This is a genomic window from Streptomyces sp. NPDC007945 (assembly GCF_042958885.1).
Classification (GTDB): domain Bacteria; phylum Actinomycetota; class Actinomycetes; order Streptomycetales; family Streptomycetaceae; genus Streptomyces.
Genome location: NZ_JBIBJV010000013.1, coordinates 1 through 26,705 on the forward strand (window position 1 = coordinate 1; position 26,705 = coordinate 26,705).

At 72.5% G+C, this 26,705-nt stretch carries 17 protein-coding genes, 1 pseudogene and 3 CRISPR repeat arrays; of the genes and pseudogenes, 4 read left to right on the forward strand and 14 right to left on the reverse strand.

Annotation, left to right across the window (positions count from 1 at the left end):
• Nucleotides 1–972 precede the first annotated feature (972 nt).
• Nucleotides 973–1,368 (forward strand): hypothetical protein, encoded by a 396-nt coding sequence (locus tag ACFZCF_RS29460; protein ID WP_391289988.1) that lies wholly within the window; start codon nucleotides 973–975, stop codon nucleotides 1,366–1,368.
• A gap of 508 nt (nucleotides 1,369–1,876) precedes the next feature.
• Nucleotides 1,877–3,248: a CRISPR direct-repeat array (repeat unit 29 nt; unit sequence GGGTCCATCCCCGCAGGCGCGGGGAGCAG).
• A gap of 132 nt (nucleotides 3,249–3,380) precedes the next feature.
• Nucleotides 3,381–3,771: direct repeats of the CRISPR family, unit length 25 nt; unit sequence CCATCCCCGCGCGGGCGGGGAGCAG.
• Nucleotides 3,772–3,957: 186 nt separating this feature from the next.
• Nucleotides 3,958–4,412: direct repeats of the CRISPR family, unit length 29 nt; unit sequence GGGTCCATCCCCGCGAGTGCGGGGAGCAG.
• Nucleotides 4,413–4,889: 477 nt separating this feature from the next.
• Here ACFZCF_RS29460 and ACFZCF_RS29465 read toward each other — a convergent pair.
• The 9 genes from ACFZCF_RS29465 to ACFZCF_RS29505 form a co-directional block, all read right to left on the reverse strand.
• Nucleotides 4,890–5,915, reverse strand: a complete 1,026-nt coding sequence (locus tag ACFZCF_RS29465; RefSeq protein ID WP_391289990.1) for an ATP-binding cassette domain-containing protein — start codon at nucleotides 5,913–5,915, stop codon at nucleotides 4,890–4,892.
• Nucleotides 5,916–5,917: 2 nt separating this feature from the next.
• Nucleotides 5,918–6,787 carry a hypothetical protein gene (locus tag ACFZCF_RS29470; RefSeq protein ID WP_391289993.1) on the reverse strand — a complete coding sequence of 290 codons (870 nt, stop codon included), beginning with the start codon at nucleotides 6,785–6,787 and terminating at the stop codon, nucleotides 5,918–5,920.
• Nucleotides 6,788–6,969: 182 nt separating this feature from the next.
• A complete protein-coding gene (locus tag ACFZCF_RS29475; protein ID WP_391289994.1) occupies nucleotides 6,970–7,386 on the reverse strand; it encodes a lasso peptide biosynthesis B2 protein in 417 nt (138 codons plus the stop codon).
• Nucleotides 7,383–7,673 carry a PqqD family peptide modification chaperone gene (locus ACFZCF_RS29480; RefSeq protein ID WP_391289996.1) on the reverse strand — a complete coding sequence of 97 codons (291 nt, stop codon included), beginning with the start codon at nucleotides 7,671–7,673 and terminating at the stop codon, nucleotides 7,383–7,385. Before ACFZCF_RS29480 ends, ACFZCF_RS29475 begins: the two co-directional genes overlap by 4 nt.
• On the reverse strand, nucleotides 7,667–9,406 hold the full coding sequence (locus ACFZCF_RS29485) for an asparagine synthase-related protein (protein ID WP_391289998.1): 1,740 nt from the start codon (nucleotides 9,404–9,406) through the stop codon (nucleotides 7,667–7,669). Before ACFZCF_RS29485 ends, ACFZCF_RS29480 begins: the two co-directional genes overlap by 7 nt.
• A gap of 88 nt (nucleotides 9,407–9,494) precedes the next feature.
• Complete coding sequence (locus ACFZCF_RS29490) at nucleotides 9,495–9,629, reverse strand: hypothetical protein (RefSeq protein WP_391290000.1); 135 nt, start codon at nucleotides 9,627–9,629, stop codon at nucleotides 9,495–9,497.
• Nucleotides 9,630–9,828: 199 nt separating this feature from the next.
• The gene (locus ACFZCF_RS29495) at nucleotides 9,829–11,037 is read right to left on the reverse strand and encodes a M20/M25/M40 family metallo-hydrolase (protein WP_391290002.1); all 1,209 of its coding nucleotides are present in this window, start codon (nucleotides 11,035–11,037) and stop codon (nucleotides 9,829–9,831) included.
• Between the two features lie 21 nt (nucleotides 11,038–11,058).
• On the reverse strand, nucleotides 11,059–11,766 hold the full coding sequence (locus ACFZCF_RS29500) for an XRE family transcriptional regulator (RefSeq protein ID WP_391290004.1): 708 nt from the start codon (nucleotides 11,764–11,766) through the stop codon (nucleotides 11,059–11,061).
• A gap of 3,529 nt (nucleotides 11,767–15,295) precedes the next feature.
• Nucleotides 15,296–18,985 carry a hypothetical protein gene (locus ACFZCF_RS29505; protein ID WP_391290006.1) on the reverse strand — a complete coding sequence of 1,230 codons (3,690 nt, stop codon included), beginning with the start codon at nucleotides 18,983–18,985 and terminating at the stop codon, nucleotides 15,296–15,298.
• Between the two features lie 197 nt (nucleotides 18,986–19,182).
• Between ACFZCF_RS29505 and ACFZCF_RS29510 the strand changes: the two genes are divergently transcribed.
• Nucleotides 19,183–19,374 (forward strand): hypothetical protein, encoded by a 192-nt coding sequence (locus tag ACFZCF_RS29510; protein WP_382811319.1) that lies wholly within the window; start codon nucleotides 19,183–19,185, stop codon nucleotides 19,372–19,374.
• Nucleotides 19,375–19,529: 155 nt separating this feature from the next.
• Here the strand turns inward: ACFZCF_RS29510 and ACFZCF_RS29515 are convergent, their stop codons facing one another.
• From ACFZCF_RS29515 to ACFZCF_RS29535, 5 genes are read right to left on the reverse strand one after another with little or no spacing between them, the layout of a single operon-like run.
• The gene (locus ACFZCF_RS29515; RefSeq protein WP_391290008.1) at nucleotides 19,530–20,255 is read right to left on the reverse strand and encodes a type I-E CRISPR-associated protein Cas6/Cse3/CasE; all 726 of its coding nucleotides are present in this window, start codon (nucleotides 20,253–20,255) and stop codon (nucleotides 19,530–19,532) included.
• A complete protein-coding gene (gene cas5e, locus ACFZCF_RS29520; RefSeq protein ID WP_391290009.1) occupies nucleotides 20,252–21,100 on the reverse strand; it encodes a type I-E CRISPR-associated protein Cas5/CasD in 849 nt (282 codons plus the stop codon). The genes ACFZCF_RS29515 and cas5e overlap by 4 nt, the downstream gene beginning before the upstream one ends.
• Nucleotides 21,097–22,521: a type I-E CRISPR-associated protein Cas7/Cse4/CasC gene (locus ACFZCF_RS29525; protein WP_391290011.1), complete on the reverse strand. Its 1,425-nt coding sequence runs from the start codon at nucleotides 22,519–22,521 to the stop codon at nucleotides 21,097–21,099. Before ACFZCF_RS29525 ends, cas5e begins: the two co-directional genes overlap by 4 nt.
• Complete coding sequence (gene casB / locus ACFZCF_RS29530; RefSeq protein ID WP_391290013.1) at nucleotides 22,518–23,138, reverse strand: type I-E CRISPR-associated protein Cse2/CasB; 621 nt, start codon at nucleotides 23,136–23,138, stop codon at nucleotides 22,518–22,520. Before casB ends, ACFZCF_RS29525 begins: the two co-directional genes overlap by 4 nt.
• A complete protein-coding gene (locus ACFZCF_RS29535; RefSeq protein ID WP_391290015.1) occupies nucleotides 23,135–24,676 on the reverse strand; it encodes a type I-E CRISPR-associated protein Cse1/CasA in 1,542 nt (513 codons plus the stop codon). The genes casB and ACFZCF_RS29535 overlap by 4 nt, the downstream gene beginning before the upstream one ends.
• Nucleotides 24,677–25,025: 349 nt before the next feature.
• Here ACFZCF_RS29535 and ACFZCF_RS29540 point away from each other — a divergent pair, with 349 nt between their 5' ends.
• Both ACFZCF_RS29540 and ACFZCF_RS29545 read left to right on the forward strand, forming a co-directional pair.
• Nucleotides 25,026–25,760, forward strand: a complete 735-nt coding sequence (locus ACFZCF_RS29540) for a hypothetical protein (protein WP_391290016.1) — start codon at nucleotides 25,026–25,028, stop codon at nucleotides 25,758–25,760.
• A 39-nt stretch (nucleotides 25,761–25,799) separates the two neighbouring features.
• A pseudogene (locus ACFZCF_RS29545) lies at nucleotides 25,800–26,569 on the forward strand (transposase).
• The last annotated feature ends 136 nt before the right edge of the window (nucleotides 26,570–26,705 follow it).

Consider the following 26,705-nt stretch of genomic DNA (forward strand, 5'->3'; position numbering starts at 1 on the left):
CGCAGCCCGGGGGTTCGAGCCCGAGGGGCTCCGCCCCTCGGGAGTCCTTCCGCTGCGCTCCAGGACGCGGTCTCCGCTGCGCTCCGACCGCCGGGGCTGGCGCCCCGTCACCCCCCGTGCTGCGCACGGCGGGTGGGCCCGTCCGCTGCGCTCCCGGACCCGAGCCCGCTGCGCGGGCGGCTGGCTACGGAGGGAGGCTGACCGGGGCTGCATCAGAGTGATGCAGCATGTAGAAATGGCAGAACCGAGCCATACGCCCAGGACGTTGGAGAGCAGGGAAACCGGGTGCGGGACGGGCCTTGGGAGTGGGGTGGAGAGGGGGCCGGCCATCCTGTCCGAGAGGCCCGGGGGCCTGGCCGGGACGGGTTGCCGGAAGGGGCCGGGGAAGAACCCGGGAGCAGCACCTGGTGGGGATAAATCCAGGGGCCCGCCGGGGGCCGGGGAGGCCTGCCGGGCACTCCCCAGGGAACTCACCACACCCCTATCAGGAAGACCTATCAGCACGGCCGTTCACCAGGAAAAACAGGGGGTCGGCCTATCAGGTCGACCCCCGCCAGCTCCGTGGTGAGCCACACCCACCACAAGCGTGGATTTAACCTCCGATTTGAACTCGTGCGGGACCTCCGCCACCCGGCCGGTGAACCCGCCGAACCCCCGCCCGGCCGCGCCCGGCACGCCCGACCACCACGGCCCCGCACCCGGCCGGCACCCCGCCCGCACGCCACCCGAAAACCACCACCAAGGCCACCGCGAAAACCAACCCGGAGCCGCCCCGAAAACCAACCCGCCCCACCCGAAAACCCGCACCAACCAACAGCCACCACCCACCGACACCCACAACGAACGCGCGGCCGGGAGAACGAGCCCGCCAGCACGCAGGCATCGGAGAGGACGAACACGCCCCGGGCCCCTCCCCCACCTTCCCGCCCCGCCGCCGAGCACGAAGCGCCATACGCCCACCTCCCGGCCCCGTTGAACCCACCTCGCACCCCGAAGACCCGGACCAGACGAAAGACCGCCACAGGCGGCACACAGGGGCGGGACCGAGCCCCGGACGAGCAACACCACGACCTCAACGAGGACGAGACGGACGACAAGACGGACCAAGCGGACCAGGCGGACGAGGAGGAGGGCCAGGCGCCGGGCGGGCGTCGAGGCCGGCGGACGAGGAGCACCAGGACCAACCCGGCGAAGAAGAACCAGCGGGCGAAGCCCAGCTCGACGTCGAGACCGATCGACGAGGAGCAGCTCGACCAACTCGACGAAGAAGAACCAGCGGATGAAGACCAGCTCGGCGTCGAGACCGACGAGAAGACCGAGGAGCCGCCGCACGGGCGAGAAGGACCCGGCCTCCCAGACACCCGGTGAGGGACAACCGCGAAGGCCGGCCGCACGCGCCGGGGGACGTACGCGCACGGCCGGCCCAAGGAGGGGTTCCAGTCGCTCCACCACACCACCTACCCCCACACCGCCAACCAAACCGAGGATGCCAACCAGGCGAGGCACGGGCGGGCGGTCAGCCCCTCGGGGCCGGGGTCGGCCAGGGTCGGCGGGACCGTCGCCAAGGGAGCACCGGTCAGCGCACGGCGCGGGCGCCGGGGTGGTGTCGGGAGCGGCAGTGCATTCGCCGGCGGCGGCCAAGCCCGCGGCCGTACGGGCCCACCAGTCGGACGGAAGGACGTCGGGGCCGGGACCCAGCGGACGACGGTGCGGTGCGGCGCGGTGCTCACCGACCCAGTCCCCCGCCCGGTGACGGAGCGCCAGAAATTTCCGGCAACCACAGGGGCCGACGGCCCGCCGCCCGACCCTCGCGAGAGGGAGACCACCATGCCTCTCCTGACGCTATAGGAGAGGCATCGGCGCCGAAATCGACACAGGGGCCATCCCCGCACGAGCGGGGAGCAGGTAGGCGACGGCACGACCGCGAGGATGGCGGCGGGTCCATCCCCGCAGGCGCGGGGAGCAGTGGGAGCTGGCGAGCTTCGTGAAGTGGGGCGGGGGTCCATCCCCGCAGGCGCGGGGAGCAGGCTCGTCGTACGTCTCACGCATTCGTCGCTCCGGGTCCATCCCCGCAGGCGCGGGGAGCAGTTCGCTGTCCGACCTGGCGCCTGTCCGCCCGAGGGTCCATCCCCGCAGGCGCGGGGAGCAGCCGGCCCGCGCGCGCGTAGGACGGTCTCACCAGGGTCCATCCCCGCAGGCGCGGGGAGCAGCTCCCGAGATCTGCCCCGCGCCAACGGGGCAGAGGTCCATCCCCGCAGGCGCGGGGAGCAGTACGTGACGGCCCTGACCATGTCTTCAGCCCTGGGTCCATCCCCGCAGGCGCGGGGAGCAGAGCCCTTTGCCCGACCTGCAACCTGAAGAAGGGGGTCCATCCCCGCAGGCGCGGGGAGCAGGCGCGGCGTGGGCGACGTCGACGCTGAGCGTGGGGTCCACCCCCGCGGGCGCGGGGAGCAGATCGGTCTCGTCCTCGGCTGCCCACCAGTTCTGGGTCCATCCCCGCAGGCGCGGGGAGCAGACGTGCGAAGAGCGCGGCCTGGGCCTCCGCGAGGGTCCATCCCCGCAGGCGCGGGGAGCAGCGGATACCCCATGTCCCCCGAGCGCACGTCCAGGGTCCATCCCCGCAGGCGCGGGGAGCAGCCGTTCTGCGCGCCATCCGCATCGAGGACCGCGGGTCCATCCCCGCAGGCGCGGGGAGCAGGAAAAAGTCCGCTCACTGGGCGGTGGCGGCAGGGGTCCATCCCCGCAGGCGCGGGGAGCAGACCATCCCGCTGGACATGCTCTCCACCGGCGGGGGTCCATCCCCGCAGGCGCGGGGAGCAGCCGAAGAACTGCACCGAGCTGCCGTGCCCGACGGGTCCATCCCCGCAGGCGCGGGGAGCAGGCACCCCGTACGGGCAAAGAACCCAACGCCTTGGGTCCATCCCCGCAGGCCCGGGGAGCAGCTCGTCCTCGCCGTCTACCTCCTGGTCGTCTACGGTCCATCCCCGCAGGCGCGGGGAGCAGGGAGGAGGTCTCCCCCGGCGCGTACCTCTTGCCGGGTCCATCCCCGCAGGCGCGGGGAGCAGACCGTCGGCGCAGGCAAGGCCGTCCTGAGCTGGGGTCCATCCCCGCAGGCGCGGGGAGCAGCGCCCCTGTACGGGGGCAGGAGTCAGTGGGTGGGGTCCATCCCCGCAGGCGCGGGGAGCAGGATGGGCGAAGCCCAAGGAACCTCGGTTGGCCGGGTCCATCCCCGCAGGCGCGGGGAGCAGTCTGCCTGACCTGCAGTTCTACCCCACCCAAACCCCTCCCCGAGCAACTTTCACCGAAACAGACAAACCACCCAACATCCCGCGAGCGGACAGAGGACCGACCAACTGCGGGACGGCGCCCTGCGCCTGGGCCCATCCCCGCACGAGCAGGGAGCAGCTGACGGGATACACGCCTCACCCCTTCGGCCGGGGTCCATCCCCGCGCGGGCGGGGAGCAGGCGGCCAGGACGTAGCCGTCGAACGTCATGCGGGGGCCATCCCCGCGCGGGCGGGGAGCAGTTCACTCCAGAACAGCTCCGCTTCGTCCTGTGGGGGCCATCCCCGCGCGGGCGGGGAGCAGGTGACTCCGTCGGCGAGCGCGCCTCCGAGGGCGGGGCCATCCCCGCGCGGGCGGGGAGCAGCGCCGTCCCCACCGTTCGACCCGTCCCCGGCGGGGGCCATCCCCGCGCGGGCGGGGAGCAGTAGGGGCCGCCCTCGCGGATCGTGTCGATCACGGGGCCATCCCCGCGCGGGCGGGGAGCAGACTTCCTGACCTGCAGTTCTACCCGAGACCAACCCGCTCCCAAGCAACTTTCACCGAATCAGACAAAACCCCCAGCCCCCAGCCCCCAACCCCCAGCCCCCAGCCCCCAACCCGGGCACCCGCAAGCCCACAAGCCCCGCGAGCGCGGGGAGCAGAACACGAACCAGGCGGCAATCTCCATGAGATGGGGACCATCCCTACGGGCGCGAAGAGCAGCCCCAGTCACCGCCCGAGTTGACCGTCAGGGGTCCATCCCCGCAGGCGCGGGGAGCAGGCGCTCCAGTGCATGGACGGCGTGGACCGGGAGGGTCCATCCCCGCGGATACGGGGAGCAGTCCCGGCGCATCTCCACCAGGCCGTAGTCGACGGGTCCATCCCTGGCGGGTGCGGGGAGCAGGTGAAGAAGTTCACCGACGCGAGGGCGGACAGGGGTCCATCCCCGCGAGTGCGGGGAGCAGTGCCGGGCTCGGTGGCTGCGTGTGGGGGCTGTGGGTCCATCCCCGCGAGTGCGGGGAGCAGCCGGAGGGCATCCAGGGCGGCATGACGTCGCTGGGTCCATCCCCGCGAGTGCGGGGAGCAGTCATGGACTGGACCCCCATCGACCAGCTTGGGGGGTCCATCCCCGCGAGTGCGGGGAGCAGTCTTCCTGACCTGCAGTTCTACTCTACGCAGGCCCCTCCCCAAGCAACTTTGACCGAAACAGACAAACCACCCACCACCTCCTCTGCAAGCAAAGAGGAGACCGGCCACCTGTGGGACAGCTCCCTGCACCTCGGCTCATCTCCACAGGCACGGGAAGCAGCCTCCGTAGGCGACGGCGGCGGCATCCCGCAGGGGTGGGGGGCAGGCGGTCCTGGGCCGGCACCGAAGTCTCGCCGCAGGTCCACTCTGCGCGGGCGGGTCGCAGGGCAGCGCCCAGGTGACGAGTCCCTTCTCCCTCGCGTTCGGCCTCGGCCTCGCCAAAGCGGCGGGCGATGTGGTTGCGGACGGTGATGTGCGCGGTGTGCCCGGCTGTCTGCAGCGCGTGGGTGGTGGCGTTGTTGTCGAAGTGGTTCGCGGCTTTGTCGCGGGAGTGCGGCGGGTTCCGGCCTGAGGTTCCGCGATCGGCCCTGGCTGCGTCAGTCGGCGCCCTCTTGGAGCTGGAGCATCTCGGAGAAGGTGGAGCCGGATCCTTGCTGTGTGAGTTCGTCGTATGTGCCCGATTCGATGATGCGGCCGTTTTCGAGGACGACGATGCGGTCGGCGAGACGGGCGGTGGCGAGGCGGTGGGTGATGAAGAGTGTGGCCCGGCCGGCGGCGAGGGCTTTGAGGCGGGTGACGATGCGGTGTTCGGCGCGGGCGTCGAGGGCGGCGGTCGGTTCGTCCATGACGAGGACGGGTGCGTCGCGGTGGAACGCGCGGGCGATGGCGAGGCGTTGCCATTGGCCGCCGGAGAGGTCGTGTCCGCCCCACCAGGAGCGGGCGAGGGAGGTGTCGAGGCCTTGGGGGAGCTGGGCGATGACGGTGTCAGCGCCGGAGGCCTCGGCCGCGGTGTGGATGGCGGCGTCGCCCTCAGGGCGGGGCTGGCCGAGGTGCACGTTGGCGCGGGCGTCGAGCGGCCAACGGGTGTAGTCCTGTGGGACCAGTCCGATGTGCGGGTAGACGGTGGCCGGGTCGGCGTCGGCGAGGTCGATGCCGTCCCAGCGGACAGTTCCGCTGGTGGGTAGGTACAAGCCGGTGAGGAGCTTGGACAGTGTGGTCTTGCCGGAGCCGTTCTCGCCGACGAGCGCGACGACCTCGCCGCGCTTCAGGTCGATGTCGATGCCGGTGAGCGCCGGCCGGTCGGCGCCAGGGTAGGTGAAGGCGGCGCCGGTGACGCTGATGACCTCGGGGCCGGTCTGCGGAATGCGGGCCGTGCCTCGGTGGGCTCGCCAGGGGCCGGCGACGGCAAGGAAGCGGTGCCAGTCTCCGACGGCGAGCGAGGTGCGGAAGAGTCCGGCGCCGGCGCGGACGCTGGTGGCGAGTGCGGCGGAGGCCGTGCGCAGGGCGAGCGCGGCGGCGCCGGCTGCGGCGAGCTTGATGTGTCCGGCGGAGACGAGCAGGACGAGGGCGGTCCACGCGGTGGCCGTGGCGAGAGCGGTGAGGGCGTCGCCGATGCCGCGCACGGTCAGGGGGCCTTGCGGGTGGCGGTGAGCTGTTCGGTCTCCAGGCGGCTGGAGATGATCCGGTACTGGGTGGTGAGGAAGTCGGCCATGGTGCCGGCGCGGACCTCGTCGGCGGTGGCGTGTTCGGCGGTGTAGGAGCGGAAGACCTGGCGGAGGCGGGAGTCGCCGAGGCTGCGGTGGTGGGCGGCGTGCTCGATGCGCGCCGCACGGACGGCACCCCAGGCGCACGGGGCGGCGGCGAGCAGGAGGAGGCCGAGGACGGCGGGGTGCAGGACGGCGACGACGGTCGCGGCGGCGACGATCTGGGCGGTGGCGGAGGTGAGGAGCTGGGCGTCGAGGATGAGGTCGCGGGTTTTGTCGGCGCCGTCGGCGGCGGCTTGGCGGGCGTTTTCGAACTCGGGGTCGTCGTAGGCGGCGAGCTCGGCCTCGGTGGAGGCGGTGATGACGCGGAGGTCGGCTTCCCGGACGACCTTGGGGGCCAGGCGGGCGGCGGCGCCTCGGGCGGCGGCGTCGAAGACGTAGCGGCCGCACAGGGCGATGCCCAGTACGGCTACGGCCCCGGCATGGTCCTGGAGTCCGGTGACGATGTCGCTGCCCGTGAACAGGCCGGCCAGCACGCGGGTGGTCGCGGCGAGCGCGATGGCGGTGAGCAGGGCGGCGGCGATCTGGCAGGCGGTCAGGGACAGGACGGCGCGGTGGTCGGTGGCCCAGCCCAGCCGGATCGCTTCGCCGAGGGTCTTCGGCAGACGGCGGGCGATCGACCACGTCGACATGGTTGCGGTGGCGTCCTGGTACCGGTCGGAGGCCAGGCGCATGACGGGAGGCTGGCTGACGGTGGAGGCCTGCGGCGTGATGGTGGCGGTAGAATTCACGGGCCCAGGAACGCGCGCCGCGGCCTCACGCGACAATGGGATTGTCGCAGGCATGTGCGCATCAGTGCCGGTCAGACAATCGATTCGTCAACTTCACGTTCAGGAATTCACCTGATCGTGAGGTTGTGGCCCGGGGGTGGAGGCGTGTCCCCGGGCCACGGCCGGCTGGGCGGAGGAGGCTCTCAGGGAACGGACAGGACGCGGGTGTAGGGACGGTCGCCGCCGTCGCCGGCATCGTGGCCGACGGGGCCTTCGGGAGTGTCGACCCACGCGTGCGCGGCATCGGGCAGTCGGCGGGCGCCGAGAGCCCAGGAGGCGCGGCGGCCGGTGAGGGCGGTGGCGAGGACGGTGGCGAGGCTGATCTCCATGCAGGCGATCCGGCCCGGCCACCACGTGGGGGTGATGTGGCGTACGGCTGTGTCGAGTCGAACGACTCGTCTGCGGCCGGCAACTGGGAGGCGGTGCAAGGCCCGGACGAGACCGATGCGGTGGCGTAGCGGCAGGCGGCCGGCTGCGAGGGAGAGCGCGAGCGCTGCGGCGGCGACGGCTCGCTCGGGGAGGGTGGGAGTGGCGAGCGGGGCGGGTTTCATCTCGGTCATTGCCGCCACCACCGTCGGCGCGGGGCGTGGGTGGGGTCGGTGAGGAGCCCGTCCTGTTTCCACTGCTGGACGAGATGGTCGATGCCCTGGCGTACGGCGTGCGGGTCGCGGCCGGTGGGGATCGCGAGCTGGTCGGCGAGGCCGTCGGTGGTTCCGTTGGCGGCGATCGCCTGCCAGATACGGGAAGCATCCGGGCCGAGCAGCGACCATTTCCCGGTTCGGGCGTCGAGGATCACGGTCCCGTGCTCGTCGGCGGTGTGGTGGATGTGGGCTGCCGGCATCAGCATGATGCCCCCGTGGAGGAGGTGGCGCCGGCGAGCCACCAGGAGACCGTCAGCATCTGGTGCATGTCTGCGGACCCGATCGGGGTGCGCCCCCGGCCGAGGTGGTCGAGGAAAGCCGTGACGGCCGCGTGGTCGACCAGGCCGTGCGTGACCAGGGGGCTGATGGCGAGAAGGCCGCCCAGCCGGGCGCGATGCTGCCGGTAGGCCATGACCCTTTGGGGGGTGAAGGAGCCCTTGGAGCGGCGCCCGAGCAGCCAGGGCGGCAGATCGGGCAGGGCTGCTGCGAGGAGCGGCTTGAAGGTGTGGTGACCGCGGCGGGCCACCGCCGGCACGGCGAAGGCCGCGCGGACCACGACGTTGTCGAGGTACGGGTGGACGGGGCTGATGTCGAACGCGTCGGCGTAGGGGGCCCAGGACCGTGCCGTGGCGCCGGTGAACCGCAGCGCGCTCCACTGGTCGCTCTCGTCGGCCTGCTCCGGCTGGGAGGTGTCGGCGGCGGCCTGCCGCAGCAGCGCGGCCACCTGAGCGCGCCCGTCGGCCGTCAGCCACGACGCGGCCGCGCCCAGACGGCACCAAGACCATCCCGGCACCCCTTGCGCGGGCTGTCGGCGGTTGTGCTCCAGCTCCTTCGCCGCCCGCTCCAGGGCCCCAGCCCGGCCGAGCGCCGCAGTCTGCTTCAGGCCGCTCCAGAACGGGCCCGGCGCCATGTTCCGCATCCGGGCGTAGGCGACGGCCTGCCGTCGCGCGGCCCGATGCCGGCCGTCCTGGAGCAGCCGGACCCACACCGAGGAGGTCGCATCCAGCACGACATCGCCGCCATGCCCGGTCAGGTGAAGCGGCAGGCCGGCCACCGGGGCCAGATAGGCCCGGTCCATCTCGTACAGGGCTGCGCCCATCGCCGGCTCCAGACCGGTCGGCTGGCCGGCGGGGAAAGAGAAGGGCAGCGTCCCGTCGCTGCCGTGCGCGATCGTGTGCGTGACGCCGGCGTGCTCGGCGACCTGGGCGGCGAAGGACGCATCCTCGGCGCTGGTGTACCCGTCGGTGTAGGTGACCGCGCGCACCTGGCCGGCCCGGGCGGCGAGCACAACGGCCGCAGAGGAGTCCAGCCCTCCCGACAAATCCGCCCCCACCGGCGCACCGGCGACGTTCACCCGGTGGTGCACCGCGCGGGTAAGCGCGGTCCCGAACTGCGCGGCGCCCACGGAAAGGTCCTCGACCAGCGTGATCGCGGTGACGTCGACGAGCCGAGGCCCCCGGCCTGCCGGAAGCAGCAGTGCGAAGCCGCCCGGCACCAGGCCGATCCCTTCATACGGACTGCGCCCAGGCCAGTGGTCGCTCCCAGCGACGATCCGCGCGGCCGCCAGGCCGAGATCGGGGACCAGCGGCTTTCCCAGGCGACGCAGGTCCGTCGCCCACGTGCCGTCGGGGATGTAGTAGACCGGCCGGAGACCGGCCAGGTCCCCGCAGACGACCCGCTCGCGCCCGTTGTCGGCGATCACCCAGTACGAACCCGGCCAGCCCGTCAGCTCCTCCCACCGGCCAGCACGCACAGCATCGAGCGCGCCGGCCAGATCCTCCTCGGTCACCGGGGAGTCGCCGGCGACCCCGAGCGCCGCACCCTCTGCGGTCACGCTGCGCACCTTCGCCCCAAGCCCGGTACGGACGTCGTCGAGGGCGATGATGCTGCCTTCGGTGTCTACGGCCGCCGGTGCACCGGCGAGCCACTGTTCTCCCATGCCTCTGTGCCTCCTGGTCGTTTCCGGAAACGCGCCCGGGGGCCGCCGCAGTGCGACGACCCCCGGGTGCCTGTGACGCCGGGGCTGATCAGCCCTCGAAGTAGTTGTCCTTGTCGCTGTCGTTGAAGGCCTGGCGTCCGAGGGTGAGCTCGTCGACCTCGTAGGTGTTGATCTCCGCGGTGAAGTCGACGGCGGTAACGGTGGTCTGGATCTGCTCGGCCATGGCCGGTCTCCTTGGTGTCGGTGGCACCTTCCTGGGTGGTGCACATCCATGACACCGGATCCGAACTCCCATTTTTAGAGCGGGAGTTGGTGAATTGATGGGGGAAATGTAGGGGCTGCGGCGAACCGATGGCGGCCCCGAACGAGCCCGGGGGCCGCCGCAGTGCGGCAGCCCCCGGCAGGGTGTGACGCAGGGACGGTCACGGGCTTTCGAAGGGCCTGCCCAGGAGCTCGTCCACGGCCTGCTGGTGGATGGCGTAGACGTCCGCGAGCTCGGCCAGCGACGCGCGCTCATCGATGCCGTGCAGGCCCTCGTAGGGGACACCGAAGCCGGCCGTGGCGGGGATGCCCTGGCCGGCAAGGAGGTTGCCGATGTTCGACGGGCCCGCGGTCTTCGCGCGCACGTCGAGCCCCGCCTGCCGGGCCGCGGACAGCAGCGCGGCGGCCGGCTGCTCGTCCGCCTCCAGCCGGAAAGGCGGCCAGGAAGCGACCTTAGACAGCGAAGTGGGCACGGGGCCCGGCAGCTCGGCGTCGACCTCGGCAGCAGCCTTACGGACCAGGGTCTCGGCGGCGTGCGCATCGAAATGGGGGGTATTGCGGGTGTCGACGTTGATGTCGACGCGATCGGGAGTGACGGAAAACCCCCGGCCGCCGTGAAAGGCAGTGACAGTCAGCTTCGGCCCGAGCGGGAACCCGGAGGCGCCGTCCGCGCCGGGCAGGTCGGCGGCGTCGAGCAGGCCGACCAGGCGCGCCGCGCGGATGATGGCGCTGGTGACCGTGCGACTGGAACCGGAGTGTCCGGACGGGGCGTACACCGTGAGGGTGGCCCGCCACAGGCCGCGCCCGCCGACGACGACCTCGTCCATGCCGGGGTAGCCGATGATCACCCCGGCCGGGCGGACGGCATGAGGGTCGGCGAGATAGGCGCGTGCGCCACCGAAGCCGCCCGTGTGCTCGTCGACGTCCAGGAGCACGGCGAGGCCACCGGCGAAGTCCCGCGGGCCGGCCGCGAGACCGGCGGCGAGGTGGCAGTACATCGCCGCGGCGAGTTTGGAGTCGGCCGCACCCCGGCCCAGCAGCCAACCGTCCCGGACCTCGCCGCAGGCCGGAGGAAAGGACCAGCGGGCCAGGTCGCCGTACGGCGCCGTGTCCACGCACGCGTCCAGCGTCCACCACGGACCCGGCCGGCCGCCGGCCACCTCGGCCAGCAGCCCGACCAGGGCCCCCTCACCGTCATACAGCCGCCGGTGCGGCACCGCACGGGCGGACAGCCACTCCTCCAAGAAACCCAGGACCGGGCCGTAGTCGTCGATCCCGCCGCGGCTCGGCCGGCGCACGAGATCCTGCGCGAGCTCCACCACCGACCGGATCGTCTCGTCCCGCCCGGCCTCCCGAAGGCCATCGAACATGCCCTTCCCACCCCGACTTCCCTATCCGCGCCGCACGGGCAGTTCCCGCACCTCTCGTATCGTGCCCAGCAGCCGCGCCGCCGCGCACGCCTCACGTCCGTGATGGACCAGGCCGGCCGCCGCCTCACCGTCGAGGACGATGCCGCAGTCGAAGCCGTCCGCGCTATGCAAGGACGGCAAAGGCACCACAGCCTTCGTCTCCGACGCCACGAAGAACCGCTCCAGCGCCTCCCCCCGGTCGGCATAGCCGATGTTCAAGGTCCGAACGCCATTGCGCCGCTCGCCCGGGTCCCTCAGCTCCATGAGCCGCACCAGATGCCCAGCCAGCTCCGGATGGCTCGGCGGACCGTACAGCACACGGGTATGCACCAGCCCCGGATACCGCGCCACGGCCGTCTCGATCGCTTCGAGATACGCCTTCTCCCGGCTCCGGCTGCCCGTCACCACCAAGTGCTCACGCGCCCCGGCCACCACCGAGATCATCGCCTCCACCAGCTCGGCCCACCGCGTCACAAGCGTCCCCGGCGCCTGATGCAGGACACGCGCCACACCGTCCTGCCCGTCCTGGTGAGCGAACAACATCTCGGACGGCTTCCCGTACAGCGCGACCAGCCCCCGCCGGTTCCGCAGCCCCGTACGCCGCCCCGACTCCCACGCACTGAGCTGGCTCGTATCACTCGTCCCACCCGTGATCCGATTCAGCGCCGCAACCGCCTCCTCCAACGTCAAGTTCTTCTCCCGCCGCGCCCGCCTGAGCGCCGACCCACCCGGCGTACCCATCGAAACCGCCCCTCCAGCCGACTCCGCCGTACTCCCAGACACCCCACAACCACCCCAACCCTCGCCCCCACCACCACGACAAACACCCACCCGCCATAAACACCACCGACAACCATCTGCCCCCGGCAAACACCACCCACCGCAAACAAACAGGAAGCAGCCACGACAGAGCCCGTCGAGACACGCAGCCACGAGACCATCCCCGCGTGGGCGGGGAGCAGGAGCAAAGCAGGAATCAGATCACCCTCTCGCAGGGGTCATCCCCGCAGGCGCGGGGAGCAGCTCGGGGGCCTGGTCCTCATCGGTCCAGGTGAGGGTCCATCCCCGCAGGCGCGGGGAGCAGCCCACCGACCTCCCGGCCGGCTCCAACACCCAGGGGCCATCCCCGCAGACGCGGGGAGCAGGGCCCATGGCCCGCCAGGACTCGACGTCGTCGGGGGCCATCCCCCCAGGCGCGGGGAGCAGCTGATGGAGCAGGCGCGGCAGACGCCGCGTCCGGGGCCATCCCCGCAGGCGCGGGGAGCAGCTCTTGACCGGGTGGCGGTCCTGGCCGAAGAAGGATCCGTCCCCGCAGGCGCGGGGGGCAGGCCGATTGCTACGCCGCTCTGGCGCCCGCCCGGGGTCCATCCCCGCGCGGGCGGGGAGCAGAGGCCCACGGCGGAGCCCATGAGGAAGGGGTTGGGGCCATCCCCGCGCGGGCGGGGAGCAGTCTGGGCAACCAGGAGATCGAAGATTGTCTGGGGATCATCCCCTCACAGGCGGGGAGCAGCACCCAGGCGTGGCGGAGGAACCGTCAGACAGCGTACAGGGGCGGCCCAGTAGTACTTGCCCACAGAGCGCGCTGGGCACCGGGCCTGGCCCGCGCACGCCCAATCAACACAGGCTGAACCCGACCCCACCGGGGCCCGGGACGGCGGCCGGCGGAAAGAAAAGCCGGGCTCTACTTCCGCGGACCGGGGTAACCAGGGCCGGCGGAACCGCCTCCGAACGGACGGCGACCGATGCGCGGCGCGGGCACGGGACAGTCGGGAGCGGCGGCCCACTCCCCGGCAGCGGCGAGACCGGCGGCCGTGCGGGCCCACCGGTCGGACGGCAGCCGGTCGGAAACGCCGGCGCCGGGGTTGGGGACACCCCCACGCGTGCGGGGAGCAGTACGACCCGGACACCGGCGAGCTGATCGGCCAGGGACCATCCCCGCGCAGGCGGGGAGCAGTCGAGCCCTTCCGACGCGCTACGGGCATGGGCGGGGCCATCCCCACGCGAGCGGGGAGCAGTCACCCTTTCTGATGAGCTGCCCGAACGTGTTGGGGCCATCCCCGCGCGAGCGGGAAGCAGGTGACGATGCCGCCGTCGGCTACGCGCCGGATGGGGCCATCCCCGCGCGGGGAGCAAAGCGGGGGCGCGGCGCGGGCGCGGGGCCGATCGTGGGCGGCGGTCCACTCCCCCGCCACCGCCAGACCCGCGAACGTGGGGAGCAGATCGCTGTATGGACGGAGGGGGCCGCGATCCCGGGACCATCCCCGCAGGCGCGGGGGAGGGAACAGTCGAGGCGGACCCCGCTGCCCTGCCGCAGAGCGGGGCCTTCCCCCCGGGCGCGGGGAGCAGGCCTGGGCGAGGATTTGGTTGCCGGCCGCCGCAGGTCCATCCCCGCACGGGCGGGGAGCAGGGCTGCCCGGAGTGCTTCACCGGCGCCGTCCAGGGTCCATCCCCGCGCGGACGGAGAGCAGCCGGAGCCGCCGTGCGTGGCGCAGTCACCGGGGGTCCATCCCCGCCAGCGCGGGGAGCAGGCGGAGGCGCTCGCCTTGGTCGACCTTGACGCGGGACCATCCCCGCGCGAGCAGGGAGCAGGGAGCAGGGACGACCATGCACTAGAAACAATTCTTTCCAGGTCCCTCCCCGCGCGAGGGTGGAGCCGGCTGCCAACGATCGGGCCCAGGCTCGCATGATGGGGCCATCCCTGCAGGCGCGGGGAGCAGCCACAGGGCACCCCGGACGCGTGCGGCCTGGAAGGTCCATCCCCGCGGACGCGGGGAGCAGGCGATCCAGTTGGGATCCCACTTGTTGACGATGGGACTATCCCCGCGGGCGCAGGGAGCAGTGGGAAAGGTCCGCGGACTGCACACCGGGCCGGGGTCCATCCCCGCGCAGGCGGGGAGCAGCGCCCTCGGCGGCGTCGCGGCCGGAGTCGTCGCGGGACCATCCCCGCGCAGGCGGAGAGCGGGGCGTCCTCTCCCACTGGATCACAAGGGGGTGGGGGCCATCCCCGCGCAGGCGGGGAGCAGGCGGTGCGCGGCACCACGTGCAGGTGCAGGTGGGGACCATCCCCACGCAGGCGGGGAGCAGAGGCGGAGGCCGGGCCGGTCGTGGGCGGTGGTCCACTCCCCTCGCCACGGCCAGGCCTGCGGGCGCGGGGAGCAGGTCGAGCGCGGCGGCTCGTCTCCGACCGGCAGGGACCATCCCCGCGGGCGCGGGCGCGGGCGCGGGGAGCAGGGCAGGGTCCGTCCGCCGCTCGGCGGCGGCGGGGGTCCATCCCCGCGGGCGCGGGGAGCAGAGTGGCCGGCATCAGATTCTCCTCACGATCACGGGTCCATCCCTGCGGGCGCGGGGGCAGGCAGTGACCTTGCCGTTCGGCATGTACAGCCGGGGTCCATCCCCGCGCGAGCGGGGAGCAGGAGTACGACCAGCGGTCGTCCATCGACAGCTTGGGGCCATCCCCGCACGGGCGGGAGCAGATCGTGCCGGCCTGCTCGCCGGTGAGGCCGACGGGACCATCCCCGCGCAGGCGGGGAGCAGGGCATCCCGATGCACAAGGCCGTGCTGAAGGCGGGACCATGCCCACCCAGGCGGGGAGCAGCACGTGGTCGGGCACGGTCTGTACCCACTCCGTGGATCCATCCCCGCGCGAGCGGGGGGGCAGGACGAACACCGCGTGGCGGGTGCGCAGTTCGAGGGACCATCCCCGCACGGGCAGGGAGCAACACACAGGCGGGGCGGAGGAGCCGTCAGACGGCGTGCAGGGGCGGCCCTGTGATACTGCCCGCAGAGCGCGCTGGGCACCAGGCCTGGCCCGCACCCCGACACGGGCTGGACCCGCCCCTACCGAGGCGCGGGACGGCGGCCGGCACGAGAGAAAAGCCGGGCTTTACTTCCGCGGGGCGGGGTGCCCGGGGTCAGCGGGGCCGCCTCCGAGCGGACGGCGGACGGTAAGCGGCGCGGGCGCGGGTCTGGGCGTGGCCGTGCAGGCCCACCGGTCGAACGACAGCCGGCCGGGGACGCCAGCGTCGGGGCCATCCCCGCGCTGGCAGGGAGCAGGCCTCTCGCCGCCGCCATCACGGCCGCGATGCGGAACCATCTCCGCGCGGGCGGGAAAGCAGCGTGAGCCCGACGACCGCGCCTCCGTCGTCCGTCGTCCGGGGTCCATCCCCGGGCGAGCGGGGAGCAGTGAAAAGGCGCAATCACGGCAAACACCACTGCACTGCTAGGGACGGGCGGTGACGCTGAGGTGGACCGCGGCGATCTCGTGGACGGCCTGCACCGCCTCCGGAGCAACCCGGGCCAGAACCGGAAGGGCGTGGTACCAGCCGGCGGTGGTCAATACCCGCCCCAGGGCCCCGAGGGCGGCCTCGGGAGCGGGGACCGTGAGCGGCGTCGCCGTCAGGGCCAAGTGCTGGACGGCACGCGTGAAGGAGTCCGTACCGCCCGCACCGGGGACGGGGAACGGACGGACCGGTACGCGGGCGAGGTGCGAGGCCACCGCGGTCAGCGCCGCCGCCCGGTGGTGCGGGACGGCTGGCAGCCCCGCGATGGCCTCGGCCGCCGCGATGTCGCCGAGCGCCGCGTGCAGCACGGCCAGCGCGGCGGTCGGGAAGTGCTCGGCCCCACGGTTGCGCAGCTCCTGCCTCAGCCAGTCCACCTGACGGCCGGGCAAGTCCCCGGCCCCCAGCCGCAGGAAGGCGACGACAAGCACGTCCTCGGACCGCCAGGACTGCGGACCGCTCCGCGCGGCCTGTGTCCGCGCCGCTTCCATGAGGTCGTCGAAGAGCTCCCGCGCGGGCGACGACAGCCGGGTGGCGGCCGGGACGAGTTCCACGACAGAGGTCAACAGCGCCTGGCTCGGGACGGCCTTCCGCGCGGCGTCCAGGCGCTTCAGGACGGGCAGGAGCACCTCTCCCGCGGCCTCGGGGGAAAACGCCGCGAGTTCGGCCGCGACGGCGATGCGCACCGCTTGGTCGGTCTTCCGCCAGGTGGCCCGCGTCCCGGCCCGGTCCGGCTGCTGCCCAAGCCGCGTCAGCAGGTCCACCGCGCCCTCCACGTCCCCGACACCGGCCAACGCCTGCGCGGCATGGGCCCAGTCCGTATCGGCTCCGCCGGCCCCCCGCTCCGCCTCCCGCGCGTAGCCACGTGCGGCGTCGGGCTGACCGCCATCCGCACAGGCCAACGCCAGTGCGGCGTTCACCCGCACCCGATCGGCAGGCCGCCGCACGGTCCTGAGCATCTCTCCGGCAGCCTCGAGAGCATCCGTACGGACGAGCGCCCCCGCCAGCTCCGCCACCCACACCGGACTGAGCCCCTCACCGGTCCCGCCCGCCGGAAGCAGCGCCAGCGCCTGCTCCAACCGCTGCTCGACCTCGTCCTCGGACCCACGGTCGGCCAGGGCGAGGGCCTGGTCCGCGACCCGTCCGGCCTCGACGAACGCGCGATCCTCGAACGGATCGGGATCGAGCACCTCTTCCTGGGCCTCCACCGGAACAACACGAAGCCCGAGCTCCCGCACCCGATTGACCGCCTCCGGCGGCGCCCCGACCTCGTCGAGGGCCCGGCAGAACGCCTCCAGGGTGTCCCGGAAACCGAACTCGACATGGAACGCGTCCGCGGCCGAAAGCGCCCCGCCGTCCCCACCCAGCACGCCCTCCAGGTACTGCCGTGCCGCGTCCACGAGCCGTGCGGCCGGCTCCGGCCGCGACCGTGCCACGAGGGAGGCGGCGACCGCGACCACACCGACCTTCTCCAGCGTCGGGCCGTCCTCCCACACCTCCGTCACATGGGCCAGCACCCGATCGTGAAGGCGTACGGCACGAGCGGGATCCGAGGCCACGACGGCCTCCCACACCTGAACGGCCCCGGCCGAATCCCCTCGCGCTTCCAGCTCTTCGGCTTCCTCCTCCAGCCCGTCCAGCAGCGTCGCGGCCTCGTCCGGATGCTCCGGCGCCAGCAGACGGGCCGCCAGCGCCCAGGCCTCGTACCGCGCCGAACCCGTCCCCCGCGTGGCACTCAACAGCGCGAGCGCCTCCCGGAGGTCGTCGCCCCGGTCCGGCGCGAGGGCCGCCTCCAGCAGTGCGACGGCCGCCCGCGCCGCCGCGGCCTCCGCCTCGTCGACGGCGGAGGCGAACCGGCCCGCCTCCCGCCGTGCGGTGTCCGCCCACCTGACTGCCGCACGTGCGGTGGCCGCGGCCTCCTCGTCGCCCCTCGCGTGCAGGGCCCGTGCGAGATCGGCCAGCTGTACGGCCTTGTCGACGGCCCTCCCCGACGCCCCCACCAGCGCCCGCGCCCGCCCCGCGTCACCGAGCCGGGCGACCGTCCGGGCCACGGACTCGGGCAACTCCTCCACGCGTCCCCGCAGCAGGTCCCGCGACACGGCGACCGCCGCCGCCAGCGCCGGAGCGACCCCCTCCCCGTCGGACGGCGCCACCGACTCAACGTCACGGAGCGCGACGTCCGCCCCCGACCGCAGCACGAGCCGAAGCTGCCGCCGAGGATCGAGTACGAGCCCGGCAAGCCGATCGGGAGCCTCCTCGCGTACGAGACGGGTGTAGCCGGTGAGGAGGTAGTTCGGGGTGTGGTCGGGCCAGTGCTTCTTCTCCTGGTAGTGCCGGGCCCAGCGATGAAGGTCATCGAGGCAGTTGTCCAGGATGGGCCACCCGAGGTCTTCGCATGCTGTCTCATGCAGTTCGGCATGGGCGATCACGAAGGTCTGTCGCTCTTTCTCCGCTTCCGCCTCGGACTGAGCATCCAGAGGAAGCAGATCGACACGGGAGGGTGCCAGCGAACGGCCCACTACCGTGCGGAGCTTCGCCTTCACGGCATGCTTGGTGAGCCCCAGGAGCTCGCCCAGATCTTTCCAGCTGAGGGCCCCGCGAGCGGCGACGAGCAGCCCGAGAAGACGCTGGCCGAACTCAGGGTCCTCGAGCAAGGTGTGCAGTTCCGTGGTCGCGGCATCGCGGATGATCCGCGCCTCGGGCGAGTCGGACAGCCGCCGGACGATGCCGCGTTCCCGCAACGGGTGATCCGCGGCGAGCCCCGCCGGAACCCGCGGGTTCGGCCGCCCGGAGACGATGACCCGCATGCCGTGCGGCGGCTTCTTCGGCAGCAACCCGGCGATGCCCCGGCATTCGAGACTCGCCTCGGCGTCCTCGTCGAGCCCGTCGACGACCAGTACCAGACGGCGGCCCCGCTTCTCGCACTCCTGCGCCGCGACCTCGTACCACGGATCGAGGTCCGCATGCTTCGGGTCCAACGGCGGCCGGCGCCTGCTGCCCGCGGCCACGGCCAGCTGAGCGGCGACCGTCCGCGCGAAGCCGAGACGACGATCGGTCCCGTGACGTCCGGAGACGAAGTAGTGGGCGACGTCGACTCCGGCGGGCAGCTCTCGGGCGAGGAACCACGCCAGCAGCGCAGTCTTCCCCGCCCAGGGCCCTGCCTGGTACCAGAGGTACGACGGAGGCCCGTCGGGAGCGGTCATGAAAGCCGCCAGATCGGCGCATTCCGGCTCCCGCCCGACGAAGTCGCGGGGGAGGACGTCCTGGAGGGTCGGGGAGGCCCCGCCCAGGAGACGCCCGGCGGACGCTGCGTGGACACGGGAGCCGCGGCCGCCCTGCCCACTCCTGCTGACGGCCTGTGCGGCGCTCAGCCGACGGCCCCACACGCCGTCGGGGACCCGGTGATGGCCCGGGGAGTGGAGCGCCGCGCGATCCTCCAGGAAGGGGATCAACACGGTCAGAACGTAATCGACGTGCCGTGGCGACTGCGGTGGTGAGTCGAGAAACCAGCCGCTCAGGTTCGACTTGCCCACCGTGAAGCCGTGCTTCGTGCCCTCGGCTATCAGGCGGGGGTACCCCAACGCCTTGCCGCCCGCGGCCTCGTAGAGCGCCTTCAGGTCCCTGGCGAACATCTTCGGCGGTCCGTCGCCGGCCTGTCCGCCGTCCGCCGAAGACTTCGTTGGACACATCTTCATTCCCCCTCTGACCAGGGCTTACATGGCTCTACGGCGGGCGGCGACTTCGTTGGACGCCGCCCACACGGTGGATACCTGAGGCACCGAGCCCGGCGGAACGGACCGCCGGGCGACCGACCCCGAGGGGGATCCCCATGTCCGTCGTGCTCACCACCCTGGAGACCGTTTTCCAGGAAGCCGCCACGCTCTCCGCCGCCACCGGCCTCGCCTACACCGGCGTCGTGGTGACCGTGGCCGTGTCGTCCGTCGTCTTTCGCACCCCGCAGCGCCGGCGGGACGCGCGGGCCACGCTCGCGATCCTGATGCGCCGTGGCGGGAAGCGGTAGGTCCGGGCGCCGCCCGGAGGGTCTGGTCCCGGCGGAGCCGCAGGGCTTAGTCTCGGCCACGGACGGGGGTTTCCGCCCGTGCGGGGATGGCTCCCGTTAGGAGCAGGCCCTTCTTCCCTCCCGCGTGTGCGGGGATGCCCCGCCGGGCTCCAGTGTCAGCGCGTCAGGAGCAGCCCGCAGCTGTAGGCCCGTGCGTGGCCGACGCCGTTCGACAGGACGTTGACGAAGGTGTTTGGGTCGGTGACGGTGAGGTCGCCGCGGATCTCGGCGCGGCCGACGCGGATCGGTTTCGCGCGGTGGGCGCTGGAGACCGTCGGCAGCATGCGGATGCCCAGCGCTTCGGGGTCGGCGGTGGCGCCGATGCGGGCCACGCCGTCCTCGGTGTTCGCCGGCTCCCCGTCGGCCTGGAGGCGCCGGACGAACCAGCGCTTCACGTGCTCCGGGGTGGTGTGGGCGGTGCGGGTGCCGCGTACCTTCTCCGAGGCGGGGCGGCCCGACGGCTTGCTGCGGGTCGGGTTCACGACCGTTCGGAAGCCGATGACCTCGCCCGCCTTGAACGTGCGGTCCACGGTGATGAGCCGCGGCGCCGTCGTGAAGGCCTCGCGCGGGATCCGGGTCCAGTCCCCGGGGACCCGCGACTGCACCACGAGCACGAGGGCCGCCGCCTTCAGGTCCACCGACCACGTCGACAGGACGCCCATCTGGGCACGCGCCTGCGGGGCGCCGTCCTCGACCCAGCCGCGGAAGCCGCTCATGACGGTCCGGTGCATCTCCTGCGCGTCGACGAGGGACTTGGCGACCAGCGGGTGGCGGGCGTCGAGGGTGAGGACGGCGTGGGTGGCGACGAAGCGGGCCGTCGAGGCCCGTGCGCTGGTGGTCACGGGATGATGTCCCATCCGGTTGCGGTCGGAGCGATGGTGATGCGCGTACGGGTCTCCCAGCGCCTGGCGTGGACCCGGTTCGCGGGGTCGAAGCTGACCGGCTGGTCGTTCACCTGCGAGGCGCCGCGCGTGCCCGGCGCGGCCTGGATCCAGGCCCAGGGCCGGCGGCCGGAGGTATCGGGTCCGTCCGGGCCGGGGAGCAGGAGTTTGCTGGCGAACGCCGAGGCGATCGTGCCGGGCACGATCTCCGCGGCCAAGGTGCCGGACGGCGGGCAGGACTTCCGGCCGAGCCACAGCAACTGCTTCGGGTGTTCCAGCGCGTACGCGATGTCGTCGAGGAACACCCGGTCCGGGTGCTGGAGTCCGACAACGAAGGCGGCGTCCGACAGGTACCAACGTTCGGTGACCATCGCCGAGCGCGACAGCTCGGCGGAGACCAGTACCCCCGACACCGGGTCGGCGGTGATCTTCTTCGGTGCCCCGTACCACCCGGCCAGTTCGTGGTGGCCGAAGGCCGGCCCGTCGGCCGCCGCCATGCTCGCGGCGACTGCCGCGGCGCGCCGGTGGTCGGTGATGATGTCGCGCGGGCGCAGCGGGTACCGGCCGGAGCCGACTGTGTGGTAGTCGCGCACCGGGGTGCCCGGATGGTCGGCACGGACCCCGAAGACGAGCGCGGCGAGGTCGTCCACCGGGTCGGTGCGGTCCCGGCCGAGTGCCGCCGCGACCAGGCCGACGACCGCTGATTTGGTGGGCCTGACGTGACTGTCGCGGCGGGCGAACCGGGAGGCCACGCCCCAGGACTGGAGGGGCGCGGCCAGCCGGACGAGCAGGACGTGCGAGGTCACGCGGTCAGCTCCTCGGCGGAGGTCACCGTGAGCGCCCCGGTGTCCTTCAGGGTGCCGAGGAGTTCGTCGATCTGCGGGTCGTAGGTGAGGACGCGGCCGGCCTTGATGTCGGGCCGGCGGCCGCTGACGAAGGCGTGGTGCTTCAGGAGCCGCCTGACCGCGGCCGGGCCGGCGGGGCCCTCGCCGCCCCCGCCGACGGGGTTCTCGTCGATGGGGTTCTGGAAGGCGGCCGCGTAGTTGTACGGGCGTTCTCCCTCGAAGGCGAGCACGAGGGCGGGCAGCGAGCCCGTGGACGCGGTCGAGTTCTTCTTCGCCTCGGGGAAGGCGTCGACGAACGCGGTGACGAACTCCGCCTCGGCCGCCACGGACGCCTCCTCGGCCTCCTCCTCGGTCATCCCGGCGGCCCGGAGGTTGCGCCGCAGCTTCAGCCGGTCAAGGACGGCGTGCCGGTAGAAGGTGCCGGTGATCAGCGACTGGTAGCCGGTCATGCCCGCGCCGGCGTCGTCCGCCGCGTCGAGGAAGTCCAGGGCGTTCGTCTTCTCCGCGGGCTTCGGGTTCCGCTTGCGGTCCAGCTTCGCGTCGTCGGCCGCGGCGTAGAAGTCGTCGACCTGTTCCGCCTCGTGCACGGTGAAGGCGTGGCTGCTCTGGACGGCGCCGTCCACGTTCGGGGAGTCCGCGATCTCGGCGAGGAAGCGCCCGTAGAGGGCGATGTCGATGGCGTCGCGCGGAGCGAGTGCGGTGAGCACGGCGGCCCGGGTCGCGGCCGGCAGGGCGGGCAGTTTCGCATCCGCTGCGGAGGCCTCGGCGGCCGCCCCCGACTCCGTGTCCCCCTCGGTGCCGTCCGCGCCGGGCGGCTCCTCCTGAGCTGCGGCGGCGCCCTTGCGGGCCGTCTTCTTCTTGGCCGAGGCCGCCGCTGCCGCGGCCGCCTGCGCCGCTGTGTACTCGTCGGCCCAGGCCCGTACCGTCCCGGCCTGCTCCTCGATGTGGGCGGCGATGCGCGCGCCCGCGTCGGACGGGGCGAACAGCAGCACCTTCGTGAGGTTCGCGACGGTCTTCTTGCCCGGGTCCCCGAATTTCAGGCCGGTGGCCTCGATCACGGCCCGCGCGGTGCGGACGGCCTCCTCCGGCTCCCAGCCGTGTTCGGAGGTCAGCTCGCGAGCGGTGATGAGCGCCCACTCGCGGGTACGGGTGCCGGTGCCGCGTCCGGCCAGCGCGCCGACCCCGGCGTTGGCCCGGTTCCGGGTGTGGACGCGCTCGGCCCTGCGCCGCGCCTGACTGGTGATCATGTGGCGTTCGGCACCGCCGTAGACGATCGACTTCGGCGCCCCGTTCTCGTCACGCACGGGGAGGACGGCCACCAGGGTCTCCAGGAGGTGCAGGGAGAGGAACTGGCTGCCGGAGGAGGGGACGCTGCTGGTCACGTGGTCGGGTCCTTCGGGAGAGAGACGGCTGAGGTCGGGAGGGAGAGCGCGCCCGCGCGGTCTGCGGCGGCTCGCGCGGGCGGCAGGTGGAAGGCCACGCCCCACTCGTACGGGACACGGGCCCTGCGGTCGTGCCACCGGTTCAGGTCGTCGACGAGCCCGGCCCAGGACGGCGGCTGCTGATCGCAGGAGCGCAGCCGCGCGATGGCGTGCTGGAGGTGGCGCCAGGGGATGCGGCGGCTGGACACGATCCGGTCGACGAGACGCGCTGCGCCCGGGTCGTCGGGGCCGCGCCCCGCACCGCCGCCGATCCGGCGGGCGGCCCCGCCGAGGCTGCCGTAGCCGAAGGCGGGCTTCGTCCGTCCCTGGTGGTAGACCGCGAACAGGAAGGCGACCTGCCCGTACACCTCGCGCTGCGCTTCGGTGGGGCTGTACCAGAGCGCCCGGAAGTGCGGCTCCCGCTGGACGCGGGGCCGGCGGAGCTCGGCCAGGCTCGCGTAGTCGTGGTTGTGGACGAGGCTGGCGAGCCACGCGGTGAGCGCGGCCCCGCCCTCACTCACCGTGGCATCGCTGGGGTCGGCTGCACGGGTGCCGTCCACGGCTCTGGCGGTGGTCATAAGGTGGTCCCCCTTGGGAATTCGGCCGGGGCCTTCTGCTGGCCCAGCTCGTCGTCGAAGCGCCGCAGCGCCGCGGCCCGGGCCTTCGCGCCCTGCGCGTTCCTGGGCAGGGAATCAAGGCATTCGGCGAGGAACCGGCGGGCCGCGGTGGCGATGGTGGCCGCGTACTCCCGGAGGGACGCCCCGACGTCCTCGCCGAGGGCGGTCTCCTCGATCAGCAGCTCGAACGGCTCCCGCGTCGCCTCCCAGTGCCGTTCGCGGGCGTCGAATCGTGCGATCTGAAGGGCCTTGTCGGTCGGCTTGGGATTCGGGTACGCCACCCTCCAGGCCGCGTACGCCGCCTTGTACAGAGCGCCCGCCAGGAACTCGGCGAGCACCGAACCGCGGTAGGACGCCTCGTACAGCTCGGCCTCCAGGCCGGGGGCGAAGGGAAACGTCCCGTCGACCCAGGCGATGGCCGTGGTCTGCTTGGCCACGAGCCCGACCGTCCACAGTTCGACGCGGCGGGCGGGCCGCTGGCCGGGCTCGGGCGCGACGCCCTCAGGGGGGAAGAGCGCGAGCCGCCGGTAGAGGGTGCTCCCGTCGTTGCGTCCCCCGCCGGAGCGGCGAGCCTCGTCCACCGCCGCGTAGAGAGCGTGGGCCTCGCGCCAGACGGCCCGGGTCGCCGACGCCCACAGCGGCTTCCTGGTGCCGTCGCCCTTCTTACCGAGGTACACGGCGTCCTGCAGGTGCTCGTCCCCCAGCTCCAGCACCTCGCCCGCGCCGAGCAGTACCCGGTCGACGTACTCCCCGGTCCGCGTGGGGCGCAGCAGGACCGACCGGCCGAGGTAACTGTGCAGATCCGCCGGGCCTTCGACGGCCCGCGGGGTCGCCTTCACCGTGAAGCCCCGGCGCTCCTTGCCTACGGTCCAGGTGCGGTTCAGCGTCCCGGCGGGCCCGTCGACCGGGGCGAGGTTGAGCCGCAGCGTCTCACCGAGGGTGTCACCGAGCGCGATCACCCGGATGCGGGTCCCGAGGCGAGTGGCGGCGAGGTTGGTGATCGTGGCGCCCAGGGTCTTCTTGCCGGAGATCCGGGCGCGGCCGGCCGGCCCGTACACGTGCTGGGTGAGCATGGCCCGGAACGCCTCGGCTACGGGCAGCGGACTGGGGTGCTCCAGATGGTGGTGGTCGAAGAACTGGTTGTAGTCCCCGACCCGTTCGATCACCAGCTGCGCGGGGCCGGCACCGTGCTGGTCGAGGAACGGCGCGAGCAGCGCGTTCTGCCCCAGGGGCTCCTCCGGATGGAACAGGTCCCAGACCTCGTCCTCCGGCCGCTTCGCCAGCCACTCGGCCGCCGGCCGCAGCGCGTCCTTCCGGTCCACCCAGGCCGGCCACTCGGCCGGCGACTCCGGACAGGTGCCGGAGGCGTAGCAGATCGCCAGCAGGAACTCGATGACCGCGACCTGTTCGCCCGGCGTGCCGCCTTCCACAGCCCGCACGCCGTCGGCATCGTGGAGCACCTCCATCAGGTTCAGCTCGACGAGCCGATCATCGAGCATCGACACCCTGATGCACGGGGACTCCCGAGGATCCCACCGGGGCCGAACACCCCCACCGGCTAAGCCCACAACCCCACTCACGAGCCACCGCCCCCCTTGCTCTTAACGGTTACGGCCCGAACGGAACAGGACGCTAGCAGCCCGGACCACGCCGGATGCCGAATTCCGAAAATTCCGAGCCGCCGTAGGTTCCCGTCAAATGGCAGGCCCCCATCAGGAGTGACGCAAGGGTGACGGCTGCTTCGTAGGACTGGGCGGTCTAAGGGCTGTCCCGCAATGGCAAGTGAGCCTCGTGGCCCTGTCATCCTGCAGATTGGCAGCGTGGCTGTGGGAACAGTTGAATGCCTTCGTGACGGACTGGACGCAGGTGGTTGATGCTCACGGGGCGGTTGGGCGGGTGCCGCTGCTCTTGGATCAGGTAGAGCGGGAGGAAGTTCCGGAGGCATGGGAAGAGCTGTGGGACCGTCTCTGCCTCCACGGTGAGACGGTCTCCGCGGCGAGCTTCGCAGCTCTCCCACGCCTGGCAGCTCTAGCTCCCACGTATGCCCAGGCACTCGAACTGGCCAGTGCCATCGTGCGTGGCACGTTGCGGCACCCCGACGGTGAAGCTCGGCTCGCGGACTGTCCGAACGAGGTCGCCCGGCTGCGGGAACTCGTGGATCAGAGGCTTCAGAATCGTCCGGCCGACTACCACCGGCTCTTCGGTGATCTGCTTGCCCTTGCAGGGCAATACCACTGGAGCGCCTCTATGGGGGACTTCGCCGACGACTTCTATGCCGTGTCCTGCCCCGGCTGCGAAGCGGAGGTGACCATCGCCGTCGGCGACTACGGCTGCTACGCGGCCATTCGAGACTGGGACCAGGGCGACATCGAGCGGCGGTCGTTGCGGCCCGCCCCGGCCGAGGAGCTTCGCGACCCGGGCCGATGGATGCACGCCACAGCCGGCCGGGACGGGCAGCAGCGGCTCGCCGAGGGGCTCAGATACGTCTTTGGTCGTGCAGAGTGTCCGGCTTGCGCAAGTGTGTTCAACATTGCGGAAGCGCACACGGCCGCGAACCTTCCTCCAGCCCTTGAAACGTACTGAACAGGGAGAGGCGACCCAGCCACTTGCGATGATCTTGAAATGGCTGGCGTCATCACGGCTTCGGATCCCGCGTGGATACTTCCGTTCAGCGGGCTGAGCCCGAGGCAATTCGGCAAGCTGATCACCGTGCTCCGGCGCGAGGGCGCCGACCCGGTTCGCAGGGGCCGGCCGTGGAGCCTGCCGCTGGAGGACCGGGTGCTGCTGGTCGCCGCCTACTGGCGCACCAACCTCACCCTGCGCCAACTGGCACCGCTGTTCGGGGTGTCCAAGTCCGCGGCCGACCGCATCATCGACCACCTCGGACCCGCGCTCGCACCCCAGCGACGCAAGCGGTTGCGCACGGACACCGTCCTGATCGTGGACGGCACCCTGGTCCCCACCCGCGACCACAGCATCGCCGAGCGGTCTAGAACTACCGGTACTCCACCAACCACCAGGTCGTCATCGACGCCGACACTCGGCTCGTCGTCGCCGTCGGCAGGCCGCTGCCCGGCAACCGCCACGACTGCAAAGCGTGGGAGCTGTCCGGCGTCAAGGCCGCCGTCGGCCGCACCACGGTGATCGCCGACGGCGGCTACCGGGGCACCGGCCTGGTCATCCCACACCGCCGCGCACCCGGCCAGGCTGGCCTTCCGGCTTGGAAAGAGGAGCACAACCGCTCACACCGGAAGGTCCGCGCCCGCATCGAGCACGCCTTCGCCCGCATGAAGACCTGGAAGATCCTCCGCGACTGCCGTCTCAAAGGTGACGGCGTCCACCACGCCATGCTCGGCATTGCTCGCCTCCACAACCTCACCCTCGACGGGTGACTGGGGAACGACGCCGATCAACCAGCATGCCGTAGATCATTTACGGGACAACGCTTCGGCGTGGCGAGTGGCGATGCCGCGCTACTGCTTCAGGAGATCGTGCCGGCGCCGAAGACGGCCTTGAAGGGGCCATCCC